Annotated in this window: 14 protein-coding genes and 1 riboswitch; of the genes, 8 read left to right on the top strand and 6 right to left on the bottom strand. The window is 62.2% G+C overall.

Annotated elements, in window-relative coordinates; all coding sequences use genetic code 11:
- Window positions 1-6 precede the first annotated feature (6 nt).
- Entirely contained in the window at window positions 7-1,569 is a 1,563-nt protein-coding gene (locus tag KY459_08720; GenBank protein ID MBW3564795.1) for a beta-ketoacyl synthase, read from the bottom strand.
- A 79-nt stretch (window positions 1,570-1,648) separates the two neighbouring features.
- Between KY459_08720 and KY459_08715 the strand changes: the two genes are divergently transcribed.
- A complete protein-coding gene (locus KY459_08715) occupies window positions 1,649-3,595 on the top strand; it encodes an aminopeptidase P N-terminal domain-containing protein (protein MBW3564794.1) in 1,947 nt (648 codons plus the stop codon).
- Window positions 3,596-3,895: 300 nt separating this feature from the next.
- Window positions 3,896-4,105, top strand: a complete 210-nt coding sequence (locus KY459_08710; GenBank protein ID MBW3564793.1) for a hypothetical protein — start codon at window positions 3,896-3,898, stop codon at window positions 4,103-4,105.
- A 175-nt stretch (window positions 4,106-4,280) separates the two neighbouring features.
- On the opposite strand, the gene KY459_08705 is transcribed toward KY459_08710, so the two are convergent.
- From KY459_08705 to KY459_08685, 5 genes are all read right to left on the bottom strand, one after another.
- On the bottom strand, window positions 4,281-6,125 hold the full coding sequence (locus tag KY459_08705) for an OmpA family protein (protein MBW3564792.1): 1,845 nt from the start codon (window positions 6,123-6,125) through the stop codon (window positions 4,281-4,283).
- Between the two features lie 62 nt (window positions 6,126-6,187).
- Window positions 6,188-9,334 carry a UvrD-helicase domain-containing protein gene (locus KY459_08700; protein ID MBW3564791.1) on the bottom strand — a complete coding sequence of 1,049 codons (3,147 nt, stop codon included), beginning with the start codon at window positions 9,332-9,334 and terminating at the stop codon, window positions 6,188-6,190.
- A gap of 61 nt (window positions 9,335-9,395) precedes the next feature.
- The gene (locus KY459_08695; protein MBW3564790.1) at window positions 9,396-11,012 is read right to left on the bottom strand and encodes a hypothetical protein; all 1,617 of its coding nucleotides are present in this window, start codon (window positions 11,010-11,012) and stop codon (window positions 9,396-9,398) included.
- A gap of 58 nt (window positions 11,013-11,070) precedes the next feature.
- Window positions 11,071-11,150, bottom strand: a riboswitch (cyclic di-GMP riboswitch).
- Window positions 11,151-11,251: 101 nt separating this feature from the next.
- A complete protein-coding gene (locus KY459_08690; protein MBW3564789.1) occupies window positions 11,252-11,635 on the bottom strand; it encodes a DUF3052 domain-containing protein in 384 nt (127 codons plus the stop codon).
- Window positions 11,636-11,664: 29 nt separating this feature from the next.
- Window positions 11,665-13,467, bottom strand: coding sequence for a M14 family metallopeptidase (locus KY459_08685; GenBank protein MBW3564788.1), 1,803 nt, complete (start codon window positions 13,465-13,467; stop codon window positions 11,665-11,667).
- A gap of 98 nt (window positions 13,468-13,565) precedes the next feature.
- Here KY459_08685 and KY459_08680 point away from each other — a divergent pair, with 98 nt between their 5' ends.
- The 6 genes from KY459_08680 to KY459_08655 all read left to right on the top strand — a co-directional run bounded on the left by KY459_08680 (window position 13,566) and on the right by KY459_08655 (window position 21,262).
- Window positions 13,566-14,687 carry a diguanylate cyclase gene (locus KY459_08680; protein ID MBW3564787.1) on the top strand — a complete coding sequence of 374 codons (1,122 nt, stop codon included), beginning with the start codon at window positions 13,566-13,568 and terminating at the stop codon, window positions 14,685-14,687.
- Window positions 14,688-14,722: 35 nt separating this feature from the next.
- Window positions 14,723-16,411 carry an energy-dependent translational throttle protein EttA gene (gene ettA, locus KY459_08675; protein MBW3564786.1) on the top strand — a complete coding sequence of 563 codons (1,689 nt, stop codon included), beginning with the start codon at window positions 14,723-14,725 and terminating at the stop codon, window positions 16,409-16,411.
- A gap of 4 nt (window positions 16,412-16,415) precedes the next feature.
- The gene (locus KY459_08670; GenBank protein MBW3564785.1) at window positions 16,416-17,315 is read left to right on the top strand and encodes a hypothetical protein; all 900 of its coding nucleotides are present in this window, start codon (window positions 16,416-16,418) and stop codon (window positions 17,313-17,315) included.
- A gap of 192 nt (window positions 17,316-17,507) precedes the next feature.
- The gene (locus KY459_08665) at window positions 17,508-18,329 is read left to right on the top strand and encodes a hypothetical protein (GenBank protein MBW3564784.1); all 822 of its coding nucleotides are present in this window, start codon (window positions 17,508-17,510) and stop codon (window positions 18,327-18,329) included.
- Entirely contained in the window at window positions 18,326-19,795 is a 1,470-nt protein-coding gene (locus KY459_08660) for a hypothetical protein (protein ID MBW3564783.1), read from the top strand. Before KY459_08665 ends, KY459_08660 begins: the two co-directional genes overlap by 4 nt.
- 30 nt (window positions 19,796-19,825) lie before the next feature.
- On the top strand, window positions 19,826-21,262 hold the full coding sequence (locus KY459_08655) for an outer membrane protein transport protein (GenBank protein MBW3564782.1): 1,437 nt from the start codon (window positions 19,826-19,828) through the stop codon (window positions 21,260-21,262).
- Window positions 21,263-21,307 lie beyond the last annotated feature (45 nt).

Genomic DNA, 21,307 nt, shown 5'->3' with positions numbered 1-21,307 from the left:
CCACGATCACCAGGGACGCGAGATCACGCAGGAGTTCACCCCGCCAATTCCCATACTCAGCTTCCCGCTCAGCCCGCCGGCAATTTCCGAACCGTCGGCGAGGACGAAGCGTGCTGCCTGCTCGCGTACGTCGGCGTGCAGATCCTCGTCGGCCAGCACCGTCGGGAAGAGATGGCCGCGTGAAACTCCGAGATGCTGAGCGGTCAGCTCCCACCCGCCGCCGACCGACATGCCGTGCCCGAAAGTTCCCTTCCGTGCCGTGAACAGAACCGAGCTGTGGAGAATCTCCAGCGCATGCGCGATCTCGGTCGAATCCCCCGGCGTGGCGGTCGCGTGCAGATCCCATGTCGCGATTGTTCCCGGGCCGCTGGCCTCGAGCGCATCCCGGATCGCGAGCTGAGGTCCATCCTTGGAGGGGGTGATGATGTGATGAGCGTCGGACGACATTCCGACCGCGAGGATCTCGAGTCCGAGAGGCGTGAATCCTCTCGCTTCCATCTTCTCGGAGTCCGCGATGATCCAGACGCAGGCGCCACCAGCAACGTGGGTTCCCTTCAGACCGGTCATCGGCCTCGAAACCTCGCGGTCTGCCGACAGGACATTCGCGTTGTAGAATGCCGAAACGGTGACGGGGTGCGGAGGAGGATCGGTCATCCCGATCACCACCGCGTCCGCCTGATCGAGCTGGATCGCGTTCCATCCGAGCTTGAGCGCGATCCCGAACGATGCGCACGCCGCAATCGGCGCGACTGCCGGCCCCATGATCCTCCCGATCATCGAGATCTGAGAGGCCGGAATGTTGGCGATGTTCCAGAGGTAATTCGGCGAAACCGCGCTCCACGGCTCCTCCGGACAACCCCAGTCGCGGTTGAGCTTGCGGATCGCGGTCAGCTTCTGCTTGATCGTCCCCAGTTTCGCCGTGCCGGAAGAAGGGGGCACGACCTGACTTTGAATTCGCGCAGCCTCGTCCAGGTAGCTGGCGAGCGAATCACTCCGCTCGGCCCAGAGCCGCTCCCAGGCGTGCTTTGCGTCGATCCACTCCTCGGAGCCGGGCTGGAATTTTTCCGGAGGGAGTGGCGCGGAAGGATCGACGTTGCTTCCTTCCAGGTGCTCGCGAAGTGCACGGCATCGCTCCGGCGCGGCCCAGAACGCATTCCACCGCCGGCTCACTCGATCGTAGCGAAGCGATGCCTCGTGCTGCACGCTCACCTCGCCGAGACCGGTTCCGACGTACACGTGACATCGGATACCCATCTCCTGCAGCGACTCCTCGATCCCCGGATTCTGCGACAGCGACTGAATGAACGAGCCCATCGCGTACTTGGTCATCGGCCCCATCTTTTCGTCGAGCTGCGAGAACTTCGACGGGGGAAACCTCTCGTCCAGCCAGCCTCGATACCTGGTAAAGTCGAACTCCGGCGTTCCGACCAGGAAATTGGACGGGCCAAACCCCTCGAACCGGTCGAGCCAGGTGCCCGACTCTTCCAGGTTTCTCTCGAATGTCTCGATGTCGGGTGATTTCGGCGCCACCAACCCCCATCCGTAGATGCCGACTCTCTTTTTCGTCATTCCGCCGTCATTCTATCGTGCAGGTTCGGTGCACGACCCCTTTCGCTCTCCACTAGAATGCAACGCACGGAGCTCCATAATGGCGAAACTCGCTCGTTCAATCACCATCCCGCTGGCTTTCATGCTACTGAACGCTTCGAGCGGTCTCGCGCAGACTGAGGTCCCGGTAGCGCTCGCTGCCCCGGAGATCTCCGACGAATCCTACGCCCGTGAGGTCACGCAGAGACGGGCTCGAATGGCCGAGGCGATCGGTCCGTCCGGAGTGCTGGTGCTCCTCGCCGGCGAGCCACGCCGGTTTTCCGGGAGAGTAAACTACGAATTCCGGCAGGAAAACTATTTCTTCTATCTCACCCGCCTTCAGCAGACGGGGGCGGCGCTCGTACTTATGCCCGGACATCCGCGGACTCCCGAAATTCTGTTTCTGCCGCGACGGGATCCGAAGCGGGAGATCTGGACCGGTGCGATGTACTCCGCAGACGACGCGTCGAGGTTGTCCGGCATCGACGAGATCTGGGAGGCGGCCGAGCTCGAGCCGTTTCTCGAGGCGCTGAAGTCGCGGGTTCCCTATCGCCCCACTGCCGAAAACGTCCTCGCGTCGCCGCTCGGCCCAACGCCACCGGAAGATGCGCCCGGCGGCTACGAGCATCTTTTCGAAGCCGCGGCCGAAGGGAACGCCAGCCTGTTCCTGCTCATCCCCCGCCGGGACGATCCCGAGTACAGGCGGGAGCAGGATCTCGCAGCGGACTGGGCGCGAACGAGGTCGGGATTCAATCTCCGAAGCGCGTTCGACCTGCTCATCGAAATGCGGTCGATCAAGTCGCCTCTCGAGCTGGCATACATAAGACACGCGGTCGACATCACCGGGGAAGCGCTTCGGAACGCGTTCGCCGCCCTCCCCCACGCGCAGCACGAATACGAGATCGAGGGTGAGATCGAAGGTACGTTCCGGAAGCTCAATGCCACATCATGGGCATTTCCGTCGATCGTCGCATCGGGTGTGAACGCGACGACCCTTCATTACGAGTCCTCAGCTGGAAAGATCCGGCGTGACGAGCTTCTTCTGGTGGACGTCGGGGCGGAGTACGGCCAGTATGCTGCCGACGTCACGCGCACGGTTCCCGCGGACGGTTCTTTCTCCGCGACTCAGGCGGAGATCTACCGGATCGTTCATGACGCTCAGAAGGCGGCCGCGGATGCGGTCGAGCCGGGAGCGACGCTTCAAACGATTCATGCGGCAGCCGTCGAAGTGATGAAGCGCGGGCTGCTCGAGCTCGGGCTGATCACCGACGCGAAATCCGATCAATACCAGACCTGGGTCAAGCACGGAACGTCCCACTACCTCGGTCTCAACGTCCACGATCCGGGACGGCGAGACGCCGAGATCCGGCCAGGGATGGTCTTCACGATCGAGCCCGGCATCTACATTCGCCCGGATGCACTCGATCATCTGCCCGACACCGCCGAAAATCGTGCATTCATCGAAGCAGTTCGCCCCGCGCATAGGAAGTATGCCGGGATCGGGGTGAGGATCGAAGACGACATTCTGGTGTCCGATTCGGTCCACGCCGATCTGGTTGACCAGCTCGATCCCCCGCTCGATTTCCGCGATCGAAGATGCGATGGCGCAGGCGCGTACAGCCGACTAGGGCGCGCGACACCGGGTCGGTCCAGGCCAGGTCCCGGCGGCGAGCTGGAGATCTGGCTATTTGCCGGCGCGCTTCTTTTCTTTCTTTTCGAAGAGGGTATGGCGCATGTGCCCCAGGACGACGTTGACGACGTTACCCCTGGCAAGAAAGGGAATGACGGGCCGTTTCCGCCTGCCGAGTTTCTGTTTCAGATCCTGAAGGATCCTGGCGCGCGGGAACTGCTGGATCGAGCTATCGAGAAAGTCGACCGCCTTCTTGCGCCTCCCGGCCGATTCGTAGGTCTCGACGAGATTTGCGTAATGAGCAACGTCGTTCGGCTTTTCCTGGATGGCCTTCTCGCAGAGCGCAATCCCCGCACGGTGCTGTTGATTGACCGATGACAGACAGAGACCGTAATAGGAGAGGCCGGTGACCGGTTTGGGAAGATCTTCCGACTTGTAGACTGTCTCGAAGATGTGGAGAGCGCGGGCATGGTCACCCTGTCTCAGGACCGCGACGCCTTCTCTGAGTCTGTCGGTGACGATCTTGAGCTGCTGCTGGGCAACCGAGTCAGCGGCTGTTTGATCGTTCGAAGCTGGGTCCAATCCTGACCTCCTGACGGATTAATATAGCGCGACTCCGACTTAATGCGAACCAGCGGCATGGGATGCGACCACACAGGACCTGAAGAGGTGATTGCCATGGTGGAGGCGAAACTCCAGTCGGAGGGCGTACCTCCCCGGGCCTGGTCGGACCGGCGATTCGGCTGGGGAGAGAATGTCGAGGGTATGTGGCGCTCGGTTTACATCGAGGTCGAGCGACGGGAAGCGGGCTGGGTCGTGGTCCGGCTCGACCGCTCGAATGATCCGATCCCCGCCGAGAAGGAGGGATTGCGCGAAGTTGCGAACTGAGGGGTTCCTCGATTCGTCAGGCAATCCGGAAACGAAGCCAATGGCGGGGATCGGTGGCGAAGCGTTCCTGCGGACCGATCGCTCGGATTCAGGGTACGGCGCTGGTGACGACGATGTGCTACCGCCGCCTTCCAGCGCTCCCTGAGCCGCGAGCTGCTCGCGTTTCGGCCGCTTCCTACTGGGTCTGACCGGCGTCGCGCATCGAGATGACGAGCTCGACGCGACGGTTCTGCGCACGTCCGGAGGCCGTATCGTTCGAAGCAATCGGCTGGTTTTCGCCTCGCCCGACCGTGGTGATCGCCAGCGGCGAGACGCCTTCCCTGACGAGAAAATCCTTCACGGCGACCGCGCGACGCTCGGACAGATTCTGATTCGATGCTTCGCTTCCAACCGAATCCGTGTGGCCCTCGACGACGATGACTGCTTCGGGCACCTCCTCTACGAGCTCGGCGATCTTCTGTAGATTTGCCCTTACTCCCTGCTTGAGCGTTGCCCTTCCGGTATCGAAGTAGAGACCGGGCAGGGTGACGATGAAGCCGCGCTCCTCGCGTCGCGTTTCCGCGAGCTCGGACAGCCGGGCTTCCATCGCACGCAGTCGGGCGGCGCGTTCTTCTGCCAATCGAGCGGTTTCGGTCTCGCGTCGTTCCATCTCTGCCCGCATCGCGGCAAGTTGGCGTTCCGCTTCCTCCGCGCGCTCCCTCTCGAGGGCAACCGCACTCTCGAGCCGCTCTGCCTCGAGCTGAACCTCACGCAGCCGCGATTCGCTGGCCGCCACGCGACGCTCGTATTCTTCGCGAACCCGCTGCCGGTTCTGCTCTTCCTGGACGCGCTCCTGTCGCAGTCTCTCGATCTCCTCGCTCTGAGCCGTGATGAAGCGCTCCCGTTCGCGAACGACTTCCTCGGAGACGTTGCCTGAAGCACGCTCCCTCTGCAGCTCGGATCGAAGTAGATCCAGCTCGTTCATCAGTGCCCGCTCCGACTGGATCTCCCGGGAACGGAGCTGAGCGAGACGGAGCTGCTGTTCCTCGACCTGCTGCCGAAGCCTTTCGATTTCGCCCGCGTCCCGGTTCGCTGAGTCGGAAAGAGCGGCTTCGTATTGAAGTCTGAGATCGTCGAGACGCCTCGCGGCAGTCAGTCGTGCCGTTCGGTCTGCACTGAGGGTCGCCGCGAAGATTTCCTGCTGTTCACGGAGCTGCCGCCGCAGCCGGGCGAGCTCCTCGCCCTCGGCCGCACGCTGGCTTCGCTCGCGCGCGAGTTGCTCGCGGAGCTCAGCGGCACGTCGTTCGGATTCATACCTTTCTCGCTGCATCTGTTCAGCCCGCCGGTCGAGGTCAGCCTGAAGAAGCTCGGCGCGCTCGGTGCGAAGCTCGGGCACCACATCGCTCACCGTGTCCAGCCTCGCGAGATACTCCCCCCGGCGTCCGATCATCTCGGCGATGTAGGCGAGGTGGTTCGCCGTCGTGCTCTGTTTTTGCCTCCTGGCAATGCCTCGGGCCGAGTCGAGAATGTCTTCTGCATAGAAAAGGTCTTCGCCGATGAAGCGTTCGGCATCGAGCGCCTTGGCCCGACTCAATGCCGCTTCGGCATCCGCGATTCTGGCGCTCGATTCCTCGGACCTCTGAATCGTCACGGAGGGCTCATCGACCAGCATCATCGCCGGCACACTTCCTCCGAGGCGCTCGATCTCCGCGCGGAGAGTCCTGATCTGATCGGTCGACGAAAGCCATTTCGCCTTCGCCTCTGCGGCCTCGGCTGCTCTCCACCCCTCGACCGCCGCTCGGATCGCAGCGTTTCGGGTTTCGTTGTTCGAGCTCGAGAGGTTGGTGCGGGCGTAGTCTACTCGCATCCTTGCCTCGTCATAGAGCGCACTTGCGTAGGACCTGGCACCAGCCATCGCCGCAAGCTGGAGACGCGCTTCGGCTCGTGCAAGCGCCTGCTCCGCGCCACTGACAGTGGTCTCCTGAGCGAACGCCGGGATGACCAGCGCTGCAGCCATCAACAATACGGGAAGTCGTTTCATCGGTAGGTCTCCTTTGCTCCCGTGTCTCTGAACGCAAAGACGGCGCCAGCCGGGGAAGCTTTTCAGGAGACCGCGATTTCGAGAGCCCCGTCGAGAAAGTAGAGCATCCCGGATGCCTTCTCCCCCGTGACCGCGCTCCAGGCTTCGACGTATGCCCGGATTTGCGGAGAATAGGCCTCGATCAGCCCACCGAGCCGCCCCGCCGTCGCGTCGGTCTTGTAGTCCACCACGGTCCAGCGCCCCTCGTCGAAAAACACGAGATCGATGACGCCGTGCACCACCCGGGACGTTCCATCCGGAAGCGTCTCCGGCCATGCCATCGGCACCTCGACGAACCTTCGTCGGCTCCTCTCCGCCCGCTTCCAGAGGGGGGAAGCTCTAAAGCGCTCGACCCATTCGAGGACTTCGTCTTCGAGCGAGCTCGCGAGGCCCTCCTCGGTCAGTGCATTTCTGGCGAGGATCGCGAGATCCGATCCGGGATCCTTCGAAAGCCCCTCGAGCACCATGTGCACTACACTCCCCCACCGATGGCCGCGCCCGGCCGCACCAACTGGAACCGCTGCGTGCCTGCCGGCCGTGACGGACGTGTCGGGATGGGTGACCTCCCGCATGGCACGGCGTGAGCGTTCGATCTCCCCGGAAACGGCGCCCCAGTCTCCCGGCTCGATCGGATCGGGTGTTCGCGCCGGGTCGGGCAGCTTTTCAGGAGGATCGATGAGGGGGAGGTCCGGCGGGACGAGATCCTTCCATCGTCCGACGATGTCTTTCCTGGAAGAGAGGCCCGATTCAACGACGAGAACATCCCGGGCGCGCGTCGCAGCGACGTAGAGGAGCCGTTGACGCTCGGCTTCGAGAAACGCCCGCTCGCTCTGCTCGGATTCATCCCAGCCGTCTGGTGCGGCGATCGCCCGTTTGGTGTATCCCATCTTCCGAACGACGGCGATCCGTGCCCGTGGCTCCTCCGATGAATCGTGATCTCGAGTCACGACCTCGGTGACGGGTTTGGTCTGAATCTTCTTGTCGACATGAGCAAGCATGACCACCCGCGACTCGAGCCCCTTTGCCTGATGCAGATTCATCAGCCGGACGGCATCCTCGTTCCCGGCTCCGAGGGCGTGTCTGGCGATCTCGGTATCGGATTCGAGGAGGCGTCCGAGCTCGTCGACGATTTCGGGAAGCGTCGCTCCTCCGTTGGCAGACAGTTCGCGCGCCCATGACTGGAACTGCAGAATGACGCCCGCTCTGGTGGAAGAACGATCCTGGATCAGCGTCTCGCTCAGCAGACCGGTCCTGTCGAGTACCCTCCCGATCAGGGCGGCCGGAGGGAGCTCGAGACCCTCTTCGTGAAAGCCGAGCAGCAGCTCGAACGCGCTCCTGATCGTTTCGGGTGAATCGTCCGGAACCGCCGCCGAGAAGCTCCATCGGCCTCCAGCCTTCCGATGCCTGTACAGATCGTCATCGCTGATCCCGCAGACGAGACGGAGGTAGGCGAGCAGCGCGACCTCGTCGTTCGGATCGATCATCGCCTGGAGCATTCGATGGAGGAGCCGAAGTTCAGAAGAGTCGCGGAACGTGTCGCCACCGGTCACCCGATGCGGTATTGCGAGCGCCTCGAGCTCATCGGCGATCTTCTGGATGCGAAGTGTGTCCCACGTGAGAACGAGAAAATCCCGCCAGGCTGGAGCCGGACCGACGCGAAGCTTCGGTGCGCTGCCGAAACGAGTGTCGAAGATCAGCCTCGCGATCTGACGTGGGGCTTCTTCGTCGCTCGTCACCCGTCCATAAACACCCGGGGTACCCGTGTCCTCGCGGCTCGATTCGAGCCCGGCGAAACCAGCCTGCCGGTCGGTCGGCTCGTCGGGGAAAAAGTCACGCCCGACCTCGTTGACGTGCTCGCAGATGGAAGGGAGGGAACGAAAGCTTTTCGTGAGCTGCAGGATTTCGCCTCCGGCAGCGATGATCCGTTCGCGAACCCGCATGTACAGCGCGATGTCGGCCCGTCGGAAGCGATAAATCGATTGCTTGGGATCGCCGACGATGAAGAGATTTCCCGGCGACGCGGAGAGGTCGCCCGCGAGCAGAAAGACAATGTCGGTCTGGATCGGATCCGTATCCTGAAACTCGTCGACGAGAAAATAGCGATACTTCTTCCGGAAGAACTCCCGCACCTCCGGATGATCGGCGAGCAGCCTGCGTGCGAGCATGAGCAGATCGTGAAAGCTGAGCTTTCCGCTCTCGCGGCGACGGGTCGCCGCCAGCTCTGCAGCCGGTCGAACCACGCGGACGACCATGGGGTAGAGCCAGGCTCTCCATTCGGTGAGTGCCCGGCGGATGGCGGGGCGCAACTGTTTGTCCATCTCCCGGTTCAGACGCTTCCGAAGATCCGACTCCCCATCCCACGTTTTCGGTCCGTCGTTGACCGAGCTCGATTCGAAGAGGGAGAGAACTCGCACCGCTACGTGATCGCTGATGCTTTCGGCGCCGCTCACGATCCCTCGGGTCTGCTCGATCGCCCTGGCCAGTGACGCATCGCTTCTTGCGGGCAGGACCGCCGGGATGGTCTCGATCCAGGTGAGCAGATCCGAAACGGTCTTCAGGAGATCGGGCTTCGGTCGGTCCACCTCCTCGAGAACGACGTCGAGGTTGCCACAGGCCCAGTTGAACGCCCCCGTGAGATCGCTCGTACGGATACCGGCTCGTCTGAGCTCGAGGAGGTCATCGTTGCCAAGAGCCAGCGCCTTTTCGACCCACTCCTCCCAGACGAGCTGGTCGAAGGCCGCTCCCTGGTCGGCGTCGAGCTCCTCGAAATCCGGTGGGACGCCCCCCTCCACCGGACGCTCTCGCAGCATCCGCGCGCAAAATGCGTGAATCGTTCCGATGAACGCGGAGCTTCTTTCGTCGAGGGCCTGTTCGATCCGTTCGAGCGGCGGGCCCTGACATTCGGACGCGCGTCCTTCGAGCGCCTCCTGGAACTTCGAGATCAGCTCCTGCGCGGCCTTCTTTGTGAACGTGATCGCACAAAGCTCACCCGCTCTCGCGTTTCCAGTTTCCACCAGAGCGACCATCCGGGCGATGAGCATGGTGGTCTTTCCCGTGCCGGCGGAAGCCTCCACGATGAAGGTCTTGTCGAGATCCTCACGGATACGGCGCCGGCTCAGCGAGTCTGCATCTTCCGGGGCATTCGTGAATTCGAACGAGAGCTGGTCCACGTTTACCCCAGCTTAACCCGAATGATTCATGAAACGTCTACTTCTGTCTGAGCTGCTGCGATTAGCGCCGTGTGCCGCGACGCCGCGTGTTCTCGATCTCGACGAACGTCACCATCTCGCGGATCACACCCTCCGCTTCCACCCGAACGGTCAGAGCGTAGCGACCCGGCTTCGCCTGCCGCGCGTGCACCTGCGTGTTCACGAGGGACCCATCCTCGGAAGTTGCGATATCGAAGGCCTCAGGAGACGCGATCGTGACGGAAAGCTGTCTGGACGAAGGCTTGCGGTTCGTGATCACACGATACGGAAGCGTCGTCGCTTCACCATTCTTCAGCCTCACGCTAGACGGCCCTTCGATCGAAAGCTGCAGAGGATCTGCCTCGACCGTTACGGCCAGATCGAGATAGCGACGGACGCCTTCCGACTCGAACTGCAGACGGATCGAGCCGGAGCCCGCTTCCACCGCGGTGAGTGTCAGAACCGTACGCTCTCCCGGATGGAGCAAAGTCCGGGCGAGGCGCGCATCGACGACCGGCGAAGTAGAGGTGATCTTCACGTTCACCGGATCGTCGAAGCTGTTGAGGCGTTCGACCTCGTACTCGAGCGACAGCGACGACCCGCTGCTGAGCCTGGCCGTACGCAGTCCGCGGAGCTCGAACTCCGGAGCGGGCGCAGCCACGATGACCGTCTCCCCGCGGAGATCGCGGATCACGTTCCAGGACGCGGCATCTTCATCACCGAGCCTCCACTGCGTGATCCCGCCGATACCGGGCGCCACTTTCAGGATCGCATTGATCTTCAGACGATAGCTCTCGGCATCCTGAAAGAAGACGGTGCGTCCATCGTAGGAGAACGTCAGCTCACCATCGGCGTCGCGCACGGGGGTGACGTTGTTCGACTTCGCCAGCGCGGTAGCCTGTTTCCACGTCACAGCGGTTCCACGATTGCCGAGCCAGTCGTATCCGTACCACGGCAGCCCCATGACGACCTTCGAGGCAGGGATCGAATTGGTGGCATAGCGTGCGACATCCGTGACCCAGGAAAGAGGCGACAGAGCCCCGGCCGTACTGGTCGACCAGTGATAGTCGTAGGCCATGATCTTCACGCTGTCGGCCGCAGCTCCGATCACCGGCCAGTCCTGGCCACCCGGTCCGCGCCAGTCCTGCGAGGCTGACGTCTTGGGATGGACGGTCACGGAGAGAAGCTTTCCCGTGGCGTGAAGCTCCCGGGCCAACTCCGTGACGAAAGCCGAAAAGTCATCGCGCGAGCTCGCCGGTATGCGTTCGTAATCGATGTCGATGCCGTCGTATGCATTCTGGACGACCAGAACCACGAGATCCTCGATGTGACGTGCCCGCAGGACCGGATCGGAGATGATCCGCGTCACACGCTCGTCGTCAAAGCCCCCGTTCCCGTAGTTCTGGATCGTGGGGAGGAGTCTGCTGCCGCTCATCGCGGCTCGCCAGGAGGGATTCTCGGCGTTCCAGACCTTATCAATCGAACCGTCGGCTTCCAGCGTGTACCAGACTGGATTCGACTCGTCCAGAATGGCTCCGTGAAGCTGCAGGGACTCGAGCGCGGCTTTGTCCCAGGCGGGAATCCAGCCGGAAAGCTCGAATGCGAACGCGGGAAGCGTAGTGAACAGCGCGAACAGTGCGACGAGAGCTCGATGTCTCATGGGCCCTACTCCTCGTTTGTTCCCGAGTCAGAGTGGAGGTCCCAAGGACATCGCACCCTTCGGTAGCCCAGCTGACTGGAGAATTCCAGCCCTGTGACTTTGCGTAGCTCCGTCGCCGGAGCCTTGCCTTTTCGGGGTTGTTAGACAGTTATTGTAACCAGCCCGTTCGTCTGATTCTTCCCGAAATCGCAGCAAACTCGAAGAAAACCCGGCGAGCTGGTCCACGTCGGGCTCCAGGCTTACCGGTCCCTGAGCCGGATGACGAAGCGGAGGCCGGACCAGACGGCATCCACGGCACAGATCTTGACGTCTACGAGCCCGCACGCCAGGCCGACTCGCTGGACGACGTCGAAACTGAGATTCGTATCGCGCCCCGAGGCTTTCTTCGGCCAGCACACCCAGACCGCGCCATCGCTGGCGATCCGCTTTCGAACCGACGGAAGCGCCTTTCTCAGATGGGCCTCAGAAGTTGAAAAGAGGAGGCAGAGGTCGATATTACCGGCTCGGGCTCCCACAAATCCGATGCCCTCAGGGAGCTCGCCCAGCGTTTCGGTGATGAAGTCTTCGGGCTCGTTGATGATCGATACCCTCTGGCCTTCACGAAATCCGAGCTTTCGAGGCAACGGCGTTCCGGAATAGCCGGCCGCGCCGCTCAGGGGAGCTCCCGTCCGACCGGATAGAGCAGATGCTGGTCATCGATCCATGGCGAGCGCTCGTAGAACCACCGACGCCGCGCAGCAACGGAGCCCGCGAGCTCCGGATCGCCTGCCAGGGCCGCGAGGTACTCCTCGTACAACTCGGGACTCTCCTCGATCATCCGCCGGGCCAGCGGCTCGACCACGTACGCTTCGATGTACTCCGTGCGGGAGAGGATGGAATGGAAAAATCCCCACTGAAGGAGCGAATCCTCCGACAGAGGTTCCAGCAGCAGCGCTGCGAGGTCAGCGAGCGGTTGATCCGCGGGGACGCGGACCGAACCGGCGGGCATCCGCTCCTTCCGAATCAGAGGTGAAATGCCGGTCGTCAGCCTGACGCGGCCCTCGAAAGCTGATTCGGCCAGCCGGGGATCGACCAGCCTGTACATTTCGAGATCGAGCTCCACGGCCTCGGAAGCCGGCTCCATGAGGATTCCGTGAGCTCGCAGGTTCTCGATGACGTCCGACCACTCCGCCGGAATCCACCACGCGGCCGGCCGGGCGGCCTGCTCCGCGATCACCATCTCCCGGTGGAGCGGGATCGACACGATGACGGGCTCGCCGGTCCACTCGGTGTAGAGGCCTCCGGTAAGGCCTGACAGGCGCCTCACGCCCCGAACGCCGCGGAAGTCAATCGTCCCGGGAGTCTCGGAGTAGCCCCAGTCGAGTGGAAATGATTCCGGGTCGAGTGCACGATCGCGGGCGATTGCCCGCCTCAGGGCACTCCCCTCTTCACCCGCGATTCGAAGCGCCTCTCGCAGAAACACGTAGGTTCCGAGCACGCGCTGATCGTACGGGTCGAGCGAATGATTCTCGACGAGGATCGACGGGAGATGGCGTGCATCCCCGTATCCGTTCGAAAAGCGTGGTGGAGCATTCCACTCGAAGATCCCGGCCGAAAGATCGTCGTCGTCGGCTGGAAAGACGAGAGGGCCCGGAACGTGACCGCTGCGAGCGAGCGCGGCGTCGACCGCGGGCCGGAGGACGTTGGCGAGCCAGCCGTTTCCGTGAGGCGAGTGCGAGTGCGTTCCGTTGAATCCGTAAGTGATGTCGTACTCGTAGTCGATGCCGTCGGTGACGTGAACATCGATGTAGAGGTGCGGGTCGTACTCGACGATCGTTCGAATCAGAGCCTGCACTTCGGGGGTATCGAGCTTGGTGAAATCCCGATTGAGATTGAGGTTGCGGGCGTTGGTCCGCCACCCCATTTCGACCGGACCGCGTTGATTGATCCGGCCGAATCTCGACGACCGCTCGTGACCGTCGACATTGAGAATCGGGATGAAGAGAAGATTCACCCGATCGAGAAGCGAAGCGATGCCGTGTGCGCTGTTTCCCGCGACGGTCAGACCGCGGAGGATCATCAGGCCCGCGTCCTTGCCATCGATCTCGCCGGAATGGATCCCGCCGTGAACCAGCACCGTGGGGCGGCGGTTGGCCGCGAGCGCCCGGGCATCGCCTGCGCCTTCGTTCGAAGCAATCACCATCACGATGTCGCGCCCCTCCCCGCTCTCCCCGATCGTCACCATCCGGAGTTTCGGAGAGGCGGCGACGAGTCTTTCCAGCCAGGCGACGGTCTCCTCGTAGGAGGGCGTTTCGGTCAGCCCGGTTCGTTCGGACGGGGTAATCCAGGGGTCGTCGGCCGGAACGATGAGCTCGCGGGTCTGACCATCCCACGGGACCAGAGGTGGTAGGGGGGGCTCCTGAGCGAGACCAGCTGAACCAGCCAGGCAGATCAGCAGGGGTGCAACGGCTCTCATCCGCCGATCATACTTCGAGCGGGGCGAAGCCTGCTTCCCGAGGGGCGACTTGCCAGCGTGGCCATGCTGTGGCACTCTGCATGTGGGTTCAGATGCGCTTGCAGGCGCCTACCGAAACAGTCTCCGAAATCGATGAACCGTCGATTGAGTCCGATGACTACAGGGTCAACGAGGTTCTGAGGTCGATCTGCTGGCTGGGGTTTCTCGCGCACACCGGATTCATTCCGCTCTTTTTCTGGATGGGGATCCCGACGCTGGGATATTTCAATATCTTCAGCGCGATCGCCTGGTTCATCGGGATTCTCCTCACCGCGCGAGGAGGCCAGGGTGCCGCGATCGGTCTGATCACGGTGGAGGTCATCGCTCACTCCTCTCTTGCAACGTGGTGCTTCGGATGGGATGCCGGATTCCAGACGTATCTGATGCCGATGCTCGCCTTCACCATGATGAACACCCGAATCGCGCGGTGGCCGATGCTGCTCCAATCGATCGGTATCGTCGGACTTTACATCGGGCTCTACCTGCTCATGCGGAACGTCCCCACTCCGCTGCCGGACATCGTCGTCGAGATCGCCTTCTATCTGAACGTGGTCATCGTCTTCTCGGCGCTCGGCATCATCACGTACTTTTTCCGGAAGGCATCCGTGAAGGCAGAGACCGCGATGGAGCTGGCTGCATCGACCGACATGCTCACGATGCTGCACAACCGCCGGCGCATGAGAGAGCTTCTCGACCTGGAGTGGAAGCGGTGTGACCGGTCGGGCGTCACGTTCGGCGTTCTGATGGGCGACATCGACAGGTTCAAAAGACTCAACGATCGTCACGGCCACGCCTGCGGGGACGAGGTTCTCCGAAATGTAGCCGCTCGCCTGTCGGCCAACCTTCGCGAGCAGGACATGGCGAGCCGGTGGGGCGGCGAAGAGTTTCTCATTCTCCTGCCGCACACCGACATCGAGCAGGCCCGTCTCACCGCCGAACGGATCCGGAAATCTTTCGAGAGCGAGCCCTTCTACTACGACGGAAAGGAGCTCCGTGTGACGCTCACCTTTGGCGTGGCGGTCTGCTCGCGAGCCGAGCCCGTCGAATCGTGCGTCAACCGGGCCGACGAGGCACTTTACGAAGGGAAGCGGCGCGGGCGCAATCGCGTGATGGTCAGCGAGACGCCGGCGATCTCGGAGGCACGCCCGTCCGGCGATGACGAAGAGTCCAGGCGCAGCTGAAATACCCTTGTCGTGTTCCCGATTACCGTAGCGCCATGAGCAATGCTGAAGACAGAAAAGTGATCTACTCGATGGTCGGCGTTTCCAAGCGCTACGACCAGAAGAAGGTTCTCGACTCGATCTACCTCTCCTATTTCTACGGGGCGAAGATCGGCGTGCTGGGAACCAACGGCTCCGGAAAATCGACGCTCCTCCGGATCATCGCCGGAACCGAGACCGAGTTCGAGGGGGAGACCGTTCTCTCGCCCGGCTACTCGATCGGTCATCTCGAGCAGGAACCGGCACTCGACGACGACAAAACAGTCCGAGAGATCGTCGAGGAGGGTGTCGCCGAGCTGTCGGCGCTTCTAAAGGAGTACGACTCGATCTCGGCCAGGTTCGCCGAGCCGATGTCGGATGATGAAATGAGCGCGCTTCTCGCCCGGCAGGGAGAGGTGCAGGAGCGGATCGAAGCGATGGATGGCTGGGATCTCGATTCCCGCCTGGAGCTGGCTATGGACGCGCTCCGCTGCCCCCCCGGCGATACGAAAGTCTCCGTCCTGTCCGGGGGCGAACGCCGCCGCGTCGCGCTCTCGAGGCTTCTGCTCAAAAAGCCGGACATCCTCCTTCTCGACGAACCGACCAACCATCTGGACGCCGAGTCGGTCGCATGGCTGGAGCATCACCTCCACGATTACGAGGGGACCGTCATCGCCGTGACCCACGATCGATACTTCCTCGACAACGTCGCCGGCTGGATCCTCGAGCTCGATCGCGGCCGAGGAATCCCATGGGAAGGCAACTACTCCTCCTGGCTCGAACAGAAACGGGAGCGGCTCGCAAACGAGGAGAAATCGGAATCGCAGCGGCAGAAGGCGCTCGAGCGCGAGCTCGAATGGATCCGTATGTCGCCGAAGGGTCGCCACGCCAAATCGAAGGCGCGCATCAACTCCTACGAGGAGCTGCTCAATCAGGAGATCGAGAAAGTGGCGAAGGAGCTGGAGATCTACATCCCTCCCGGCCCCCGTCTCGGCGACCTCGTCATCGAAGCGCATGGAGTGAGCAAGGCTTTCGGGGACCGGGTTCTCTTCGCCGACCTCGACTTCTCTTTGCCTCCGGGGGGAATCGTCGGGGTGATCGGTCCGAACGGCGCGGGGAAGACCACGCTCTTCCGCCTCATCACCGGGCAGGAGACGGTCGACTCCGGGACGTTCTCGGTTGGCGAGACGGTTCGTCTCGGCTACGTCGACCAGTCACGCGACACACTCGATGCCGGCCGCTCGATCTGGGAAGAGATCAGCGGAGGCCACGACACGATGAAGATCGGCAATCGCGACGTCAACTCACGAACCTACGTCGCACGGTTCAACTTTTCCGGCTCCGATCAGCAGAAGAAGGTCGGGGCACTTTCGGGCGGAGAGCGCAACCGCGTTCACCTCGCGAAGATGCTGAAACAGGAGGCCAACGTCCTCCTGCTCGACGAGCCGACCAACGATCTCGACGTCCATACACTGCGCGCGCTCGAGGAAGCTCTCGAGAAGTTCGCGGGATGCGCGGTCGTCATCAGTCACGATCGGTGGTTCCTCGACCGGATCGCAACCCACATTCTCGCTTTCGAAGGCGACAGCCGCGTCGTCTGGTTCGACGGTTCCTACTCCGAATACGAGGCGGACCGAAAGGAGAGGCTCGGAACCGACGCAGCCGTTCCGCACAGGATCAGGTATCGCCAACTGACGCGGGACTGATCGGATGGAGTGCCCGAAGTGCGGATTTCAGCAGCTCGATGACGCGTCCGAATGCCATCGCTGCGGAGTGGTCTTCGGCAAGCTCTACGATCGCCCCGACGACGGCCATCCCCCGGTGCTTCCGCCACTCCCCGTCGCGGCTCGGGTTGTCAACCCTGCTGTCGCGAGGCATCCCGCCGAGCCGCCGCCTTACCGGATGCTCGCCGTCGCGGCTCTCGTCGCGATCATCTTCAATTACCTCCCCGTCGTGAGCTGGGCGATGTCGGCGCTGGTCACCCTCTTTCACGAGTTCGGCCATGGGGTCGTCGCCTGGATTCTGGGGATTCCCGCAATCCCGGCGTTCGATTTCGCCTACGGCGGCGGCATCACGCACATGGTGGGCTTTCAGCCGGTGCTCGCCCTCATCGTATTCGGCCTCGCAGCGTGGGGGATCCGGACGCTGTGGGTGCGGGCTCACCGGAACGTCGCGATCGGCCTTTCGATCGTTCTCGCATTCTGGCTGATCGCCGTGACCTCCGAGTGGCGAAGGGAAACCGTGATCGGTGCCGCGGGCGTCGGTGGCGAGATCACGTTCGCCGCGATCTTCCTCTTCATGGGTGTCACGGGCGCCGGGCTTCGTCATCCCGAGCTCGAGCGTCCCCTCGCCGCCTTTTGCGCCTTCTATGCGGCATATCAGACGCTGCGCTTCGGCTGGGGTCTCGCGAACGACCGCGATTTCCTCGAGATCTACCGGCGCGGAAAAGGGGGCGCCATGATGAACGACCTCGAGGTGATCGCGCTCAACCTCCACATTCACACCCCGTTCAATCCCGGGATCGAGACGCTGGCGAAGCTCCTGATCTTCGCGGTTCCGATCGTCATGGGACTCGCGCTCTATGCAGCGATCACGAGACGGGCGATCTGATCGGGGCGGACGAAGGGCGTGCCGTTCTCGGAGACTCGGCGCTTCGCTTTGCCTGACTGTACTTTCAATCGAGATCCCTAACCCCCTGCCGAGCCGGACCACCAGTTAAGCTCCAGATCCGAACGTTGACTTTCTGAACTGTCCCTGCCATTCTCCGACGGTTATCAACCCTGCAGTTTAGGAGATTGTAAGTTGCTCAAGAGTCACTCGCTGTTTGGGGTTTCGATATTCGTATTCCTCACGCTTCCACTCGCGGGGGCCGAATGGTACGACCTCTACGACGAGGCGGTGCGATTGTTCGAACAAGGAAACGGTCGTGCAGCCATCGAGAAGCTGGAGCGCGCGCTCGAGCTCCAGCCTGCGGACAGCCTCCGCCTCAGAGTCAAACCCGGGCTGTACGTAGACTACCTGCCTCACGCATATCTCGCAGCAGCCTATCTCCAGTGCGGAGATCCTGAAGCAGGGCGCCATCATTTTCTGATCGCGGAACGCTCGGGTGTGGCAGAGCGAAGTGAGGTGGGAGAATCACTGATGTCAGCGCTGCGCTCCTCGTTCGGCGGCCCCGCTCCGGTCGAGCCGCTCTACCGCCGCTATGAGAAGAAAAGTCCAGTGCTTTCCGCGGAGGAGTACGCAAACGTTCGAGCCTCCATCGCTCGACGATGTGCGGTCCCGACCGACGCCCCGTCGCAATCGACACCGTGGTACTTCCACTACGAGCTGGCCCTGGAGCTGGAGCGTCGCGGCGATTCGCAGCGGGCGCTCGACGCCATGATCGACGCGACCGATCGGAAGCCGGATCCGCGTCTGCAGAGCAGAATGTACGGCATGTGGTTCACCGACTACACGCCGTACTTCTACATCGCTCGACTCCATGCCTCGCTTCAGAACTGGTCGTGCGCGATCGACGCACTCGAGCTTTCGAAAAAATTGCGCGAACTTCCTCAGTCGTCTCCACTGCAGGTGGAAATGGAGGCTCTCGAGCGGGACCTCGCCTCGAGAACTGTCGAGCAATGAGAGAGAACTGCACGATCTCGAGTGAGATGGCTCTCCCGCGCGGAATCAGCTCGTCGTCCGCACGCGCGATCGTCATTCTCGCGTTCCTGCTGTCTTTCGCTCTTCCGCTGTTCGCCGATTACCGCGACAGCTTTTCGAGAGGAATGCAGGCTCTCGATCGCAAAGACTGGGCGGGAGTCAGGAAGCACATGAGCGACGCCGCGTCTCAACATCCCGGTGAAGGGGAGCGGGTCAAGCTCTACGGGATGCGCTTCGAGGTATATCTCCCCTTCTATTACCTCGGCCTCGCCAACTATCACCTCGGTGATTGCCAGGGCGCCGTCGACGCGTGGAGACGCGCCGACGCGAACGGAGCCGTGAAGTCACAGGGATCGCTCTACAACCAGATGCAGACTTTTGCCGACGAATGCAGTTCGAAACTCGAGCAGGCGACTCCCCCACCGGACCTCGAGCCGCCCGCGCCCGAGCTGAAGCCGCCCGCGCCCGAGCTGAAGCCGCCCGCGCCCGAGCTGAAGCCGCCCGCGCCCGAGCCGAAGCCGCCCGCGCCTGAGCCAAAGCCGCCGGTCGTCGATCCTGTCCGGGTCGACAGGGCGATCAGCACGGCCAGCAGCGTGATCGAGCAGGCAAAGGAGCTGGCAGCGGCGACCGACCGGCTGGGCCGCGCGAGCGATACCAGCGGGTTCTTCGACGGCAATCTGCGGCAACGCCAGCAGCAGGGACAGCGTCTTCTGACCAGCTCTCAGGAAGCACTTCAGGTCGCGAAGAAAGGCACGGGGGCCGGTTCGATCGAAAACGCGGAAGAGGCAGCGACTCTCGCCAACCGAGCGATCGAAGAGTTTCGCGCGCTCGAGGGAATCATCGACGCGCGAAAGGAAGAGCAACGGCGCGCCAGGACGGCGACAGCCTCCGCACGGCAGGCGGCGATGGATCGCCTCGAAGCAGCGGCCCGGAACGGCCGATCCGCCATACGACTCGTTCCAGAAACCGGTCTTTCCCAGGCACTATCCGCCTCCGTCGGTGAATTGGAGACACTGATTTCCAGAGCAGGGCGGTTGAGCGATTCGGCATCAGCGTCGGAGATCGACGCGATCCGGCAGCAAATCGAGCAACTGACTCGCTCGATCGAGTCCGGCATTCAGCAGCTTCCGTCCGAGGATCTTCCGGTGCCGGCCGTGCCCACACCGCTTCTATCGGGCGCAGCCGCTTATTTCAACGGTGATTACGCAAAAGTGATCGGGATCCTCGCAAATGTTTCCTTCGAATCGGAGGAAGCTCGTTTTCATCAGGCGATGTTCCTTGCTGCCGCCCGTTACGCGCTGTATCTCATCAATGGTGGCAGAGACGCGGATCTCAGGAGTCTCGCGCGACAGAACGTGAAGGAAGCAAGATCGCTCTCGCCGGATGTCACGCCGAGCAGGACTCAGTTCTCCCCCAAATTCATCCGATTCTACGAAGATAACGGTTAACGCAGTTTCAACGTTTTACGGAGGCGAAGTATGAAAACGATGAGGGTTCAGGTTTTCCTCACATCTGCAGCAATCCTGCTGTTCCTTCCACTCTTCACCCCGGTTTATGGCCAGGCAGGGCAGAGTGGAGCTGCAAAGCAGCAGATCAGCAACATTCTCGGCTCCGGGGCACGCGCACTTGGAATGGGCGGAGCATTCATCGCGATCGCCGATGACGCCACAGCGGCTTCCTGGAATCCCGCTGGTCTCGCGATCCTCACGAGGCCGGAGGTCTCCCTGGTCTACTCTGATATCGATAGCCAGGAGATCTACGACTACGACTATGCTTTTCTGTTCACCGACGCCTTCGCGCCTGGTGAGGATCTGGCCGCCAATCTCACTGAGTTGGATGACATCGCCGACAGCACCGACTCCGGTATCGACTTTGCCTCCGCCACGTGGCCGGCACAGCTCTTCAATCGGAACGTCGTCACGCAGTTGAGTTATCGTCGGATCTTTTCGCTCCCGGATCTGGTCAACGAGTGGACCGAGGTCATCACGTTCACGGATGTAGCGACCGGAGAGGTGTTGTTTACGAGTCGCTCGCCCGCCCGATTCGAGACCGACGGAGGTGGAAGCGTCGATGCATATTCGGTCAGCTTCGCGCTGCCGATCGTCAGGGGACTGAATGTTGGCGCGACTGTGAACTACGTGGACGGCTCTCTCGGCTCTCGGGCGACATTGACGATCTTCGAGCCGGATGTCGACAATCCGCCGGCGTTTTTCGTCGAAAACTCCGAGCAGGATTTCGATTTCGACGGACTCATGTACGATCTCGGCGTCCAGTACAACATGAACGACCGCTTCTTCGTGGGAGCCGTCTACCATACCGGGTTCACGGCAGATGCCGACGAAACGTTCAGCTTCAGCACCCTTTTCGACGGAGAGGAATTCAGCGACTCGTTCTCGACCTCGGGTGAGGTCGACATTCCAGAAACCTGGGGAGTCGGCGTCGCGTTCCGGCCGATCGATCGGTTGACTCTCTCCGCCGATTACACCCAGTCCAACTGGTCGGAGGGCGTCTTTGTGGACGATGACGGATTCGAGACGCCATTTCCGTCGTTCGGCGAACAGCAGTTCGACTCCACCGCGATCCGTGCCGGCGGCGAGTACGTGTTTTTTCTCGGAAATAACGTCTTTTTTCCGGTCCGTGCCGGCTGGTTCGAGGAAGAGCAGATTTCGAATTTCTGGGGAGGTGAAAGCCAGCCGAGCTTCGACGGCTACTCCCTCGGCGCGGGGATCGCGATCGGCAGCATCCAGTTCGACGTGGCGTGGGTCGACACGAGCGGAGATGAAAGAGGAGTGCTGGGAGTCGTCTTCGATGAACCGGACGATGATCCAAACACCCTCGATCGGATCGAGATCGTGAACCAGAACCGCGACTTCTCGAGCGAGCGCCTGGTGCTTTCGGCGATCTATCGCTTCTGAACCGGGAGCCTGCCCTGGCTCGCCTCACGGCCCGCCGTCACGGCG

It is taken from the genome of Acidobacteriota bacterium, from assembly GCA_019347945.1.
In the GTDB taxonomy this organism is placed as follows: domain Bacteria; phylum Acidobacteriota; class Thermoanaerobaculia; order Gp7-AA8; family JAHWKK01; genus JAHWKK01.
The sequence above is the reverse complement of the archived record's forward strand: the minus strand, read 5'-3'. Positions and strand labels throughout refer to the sequence as shown.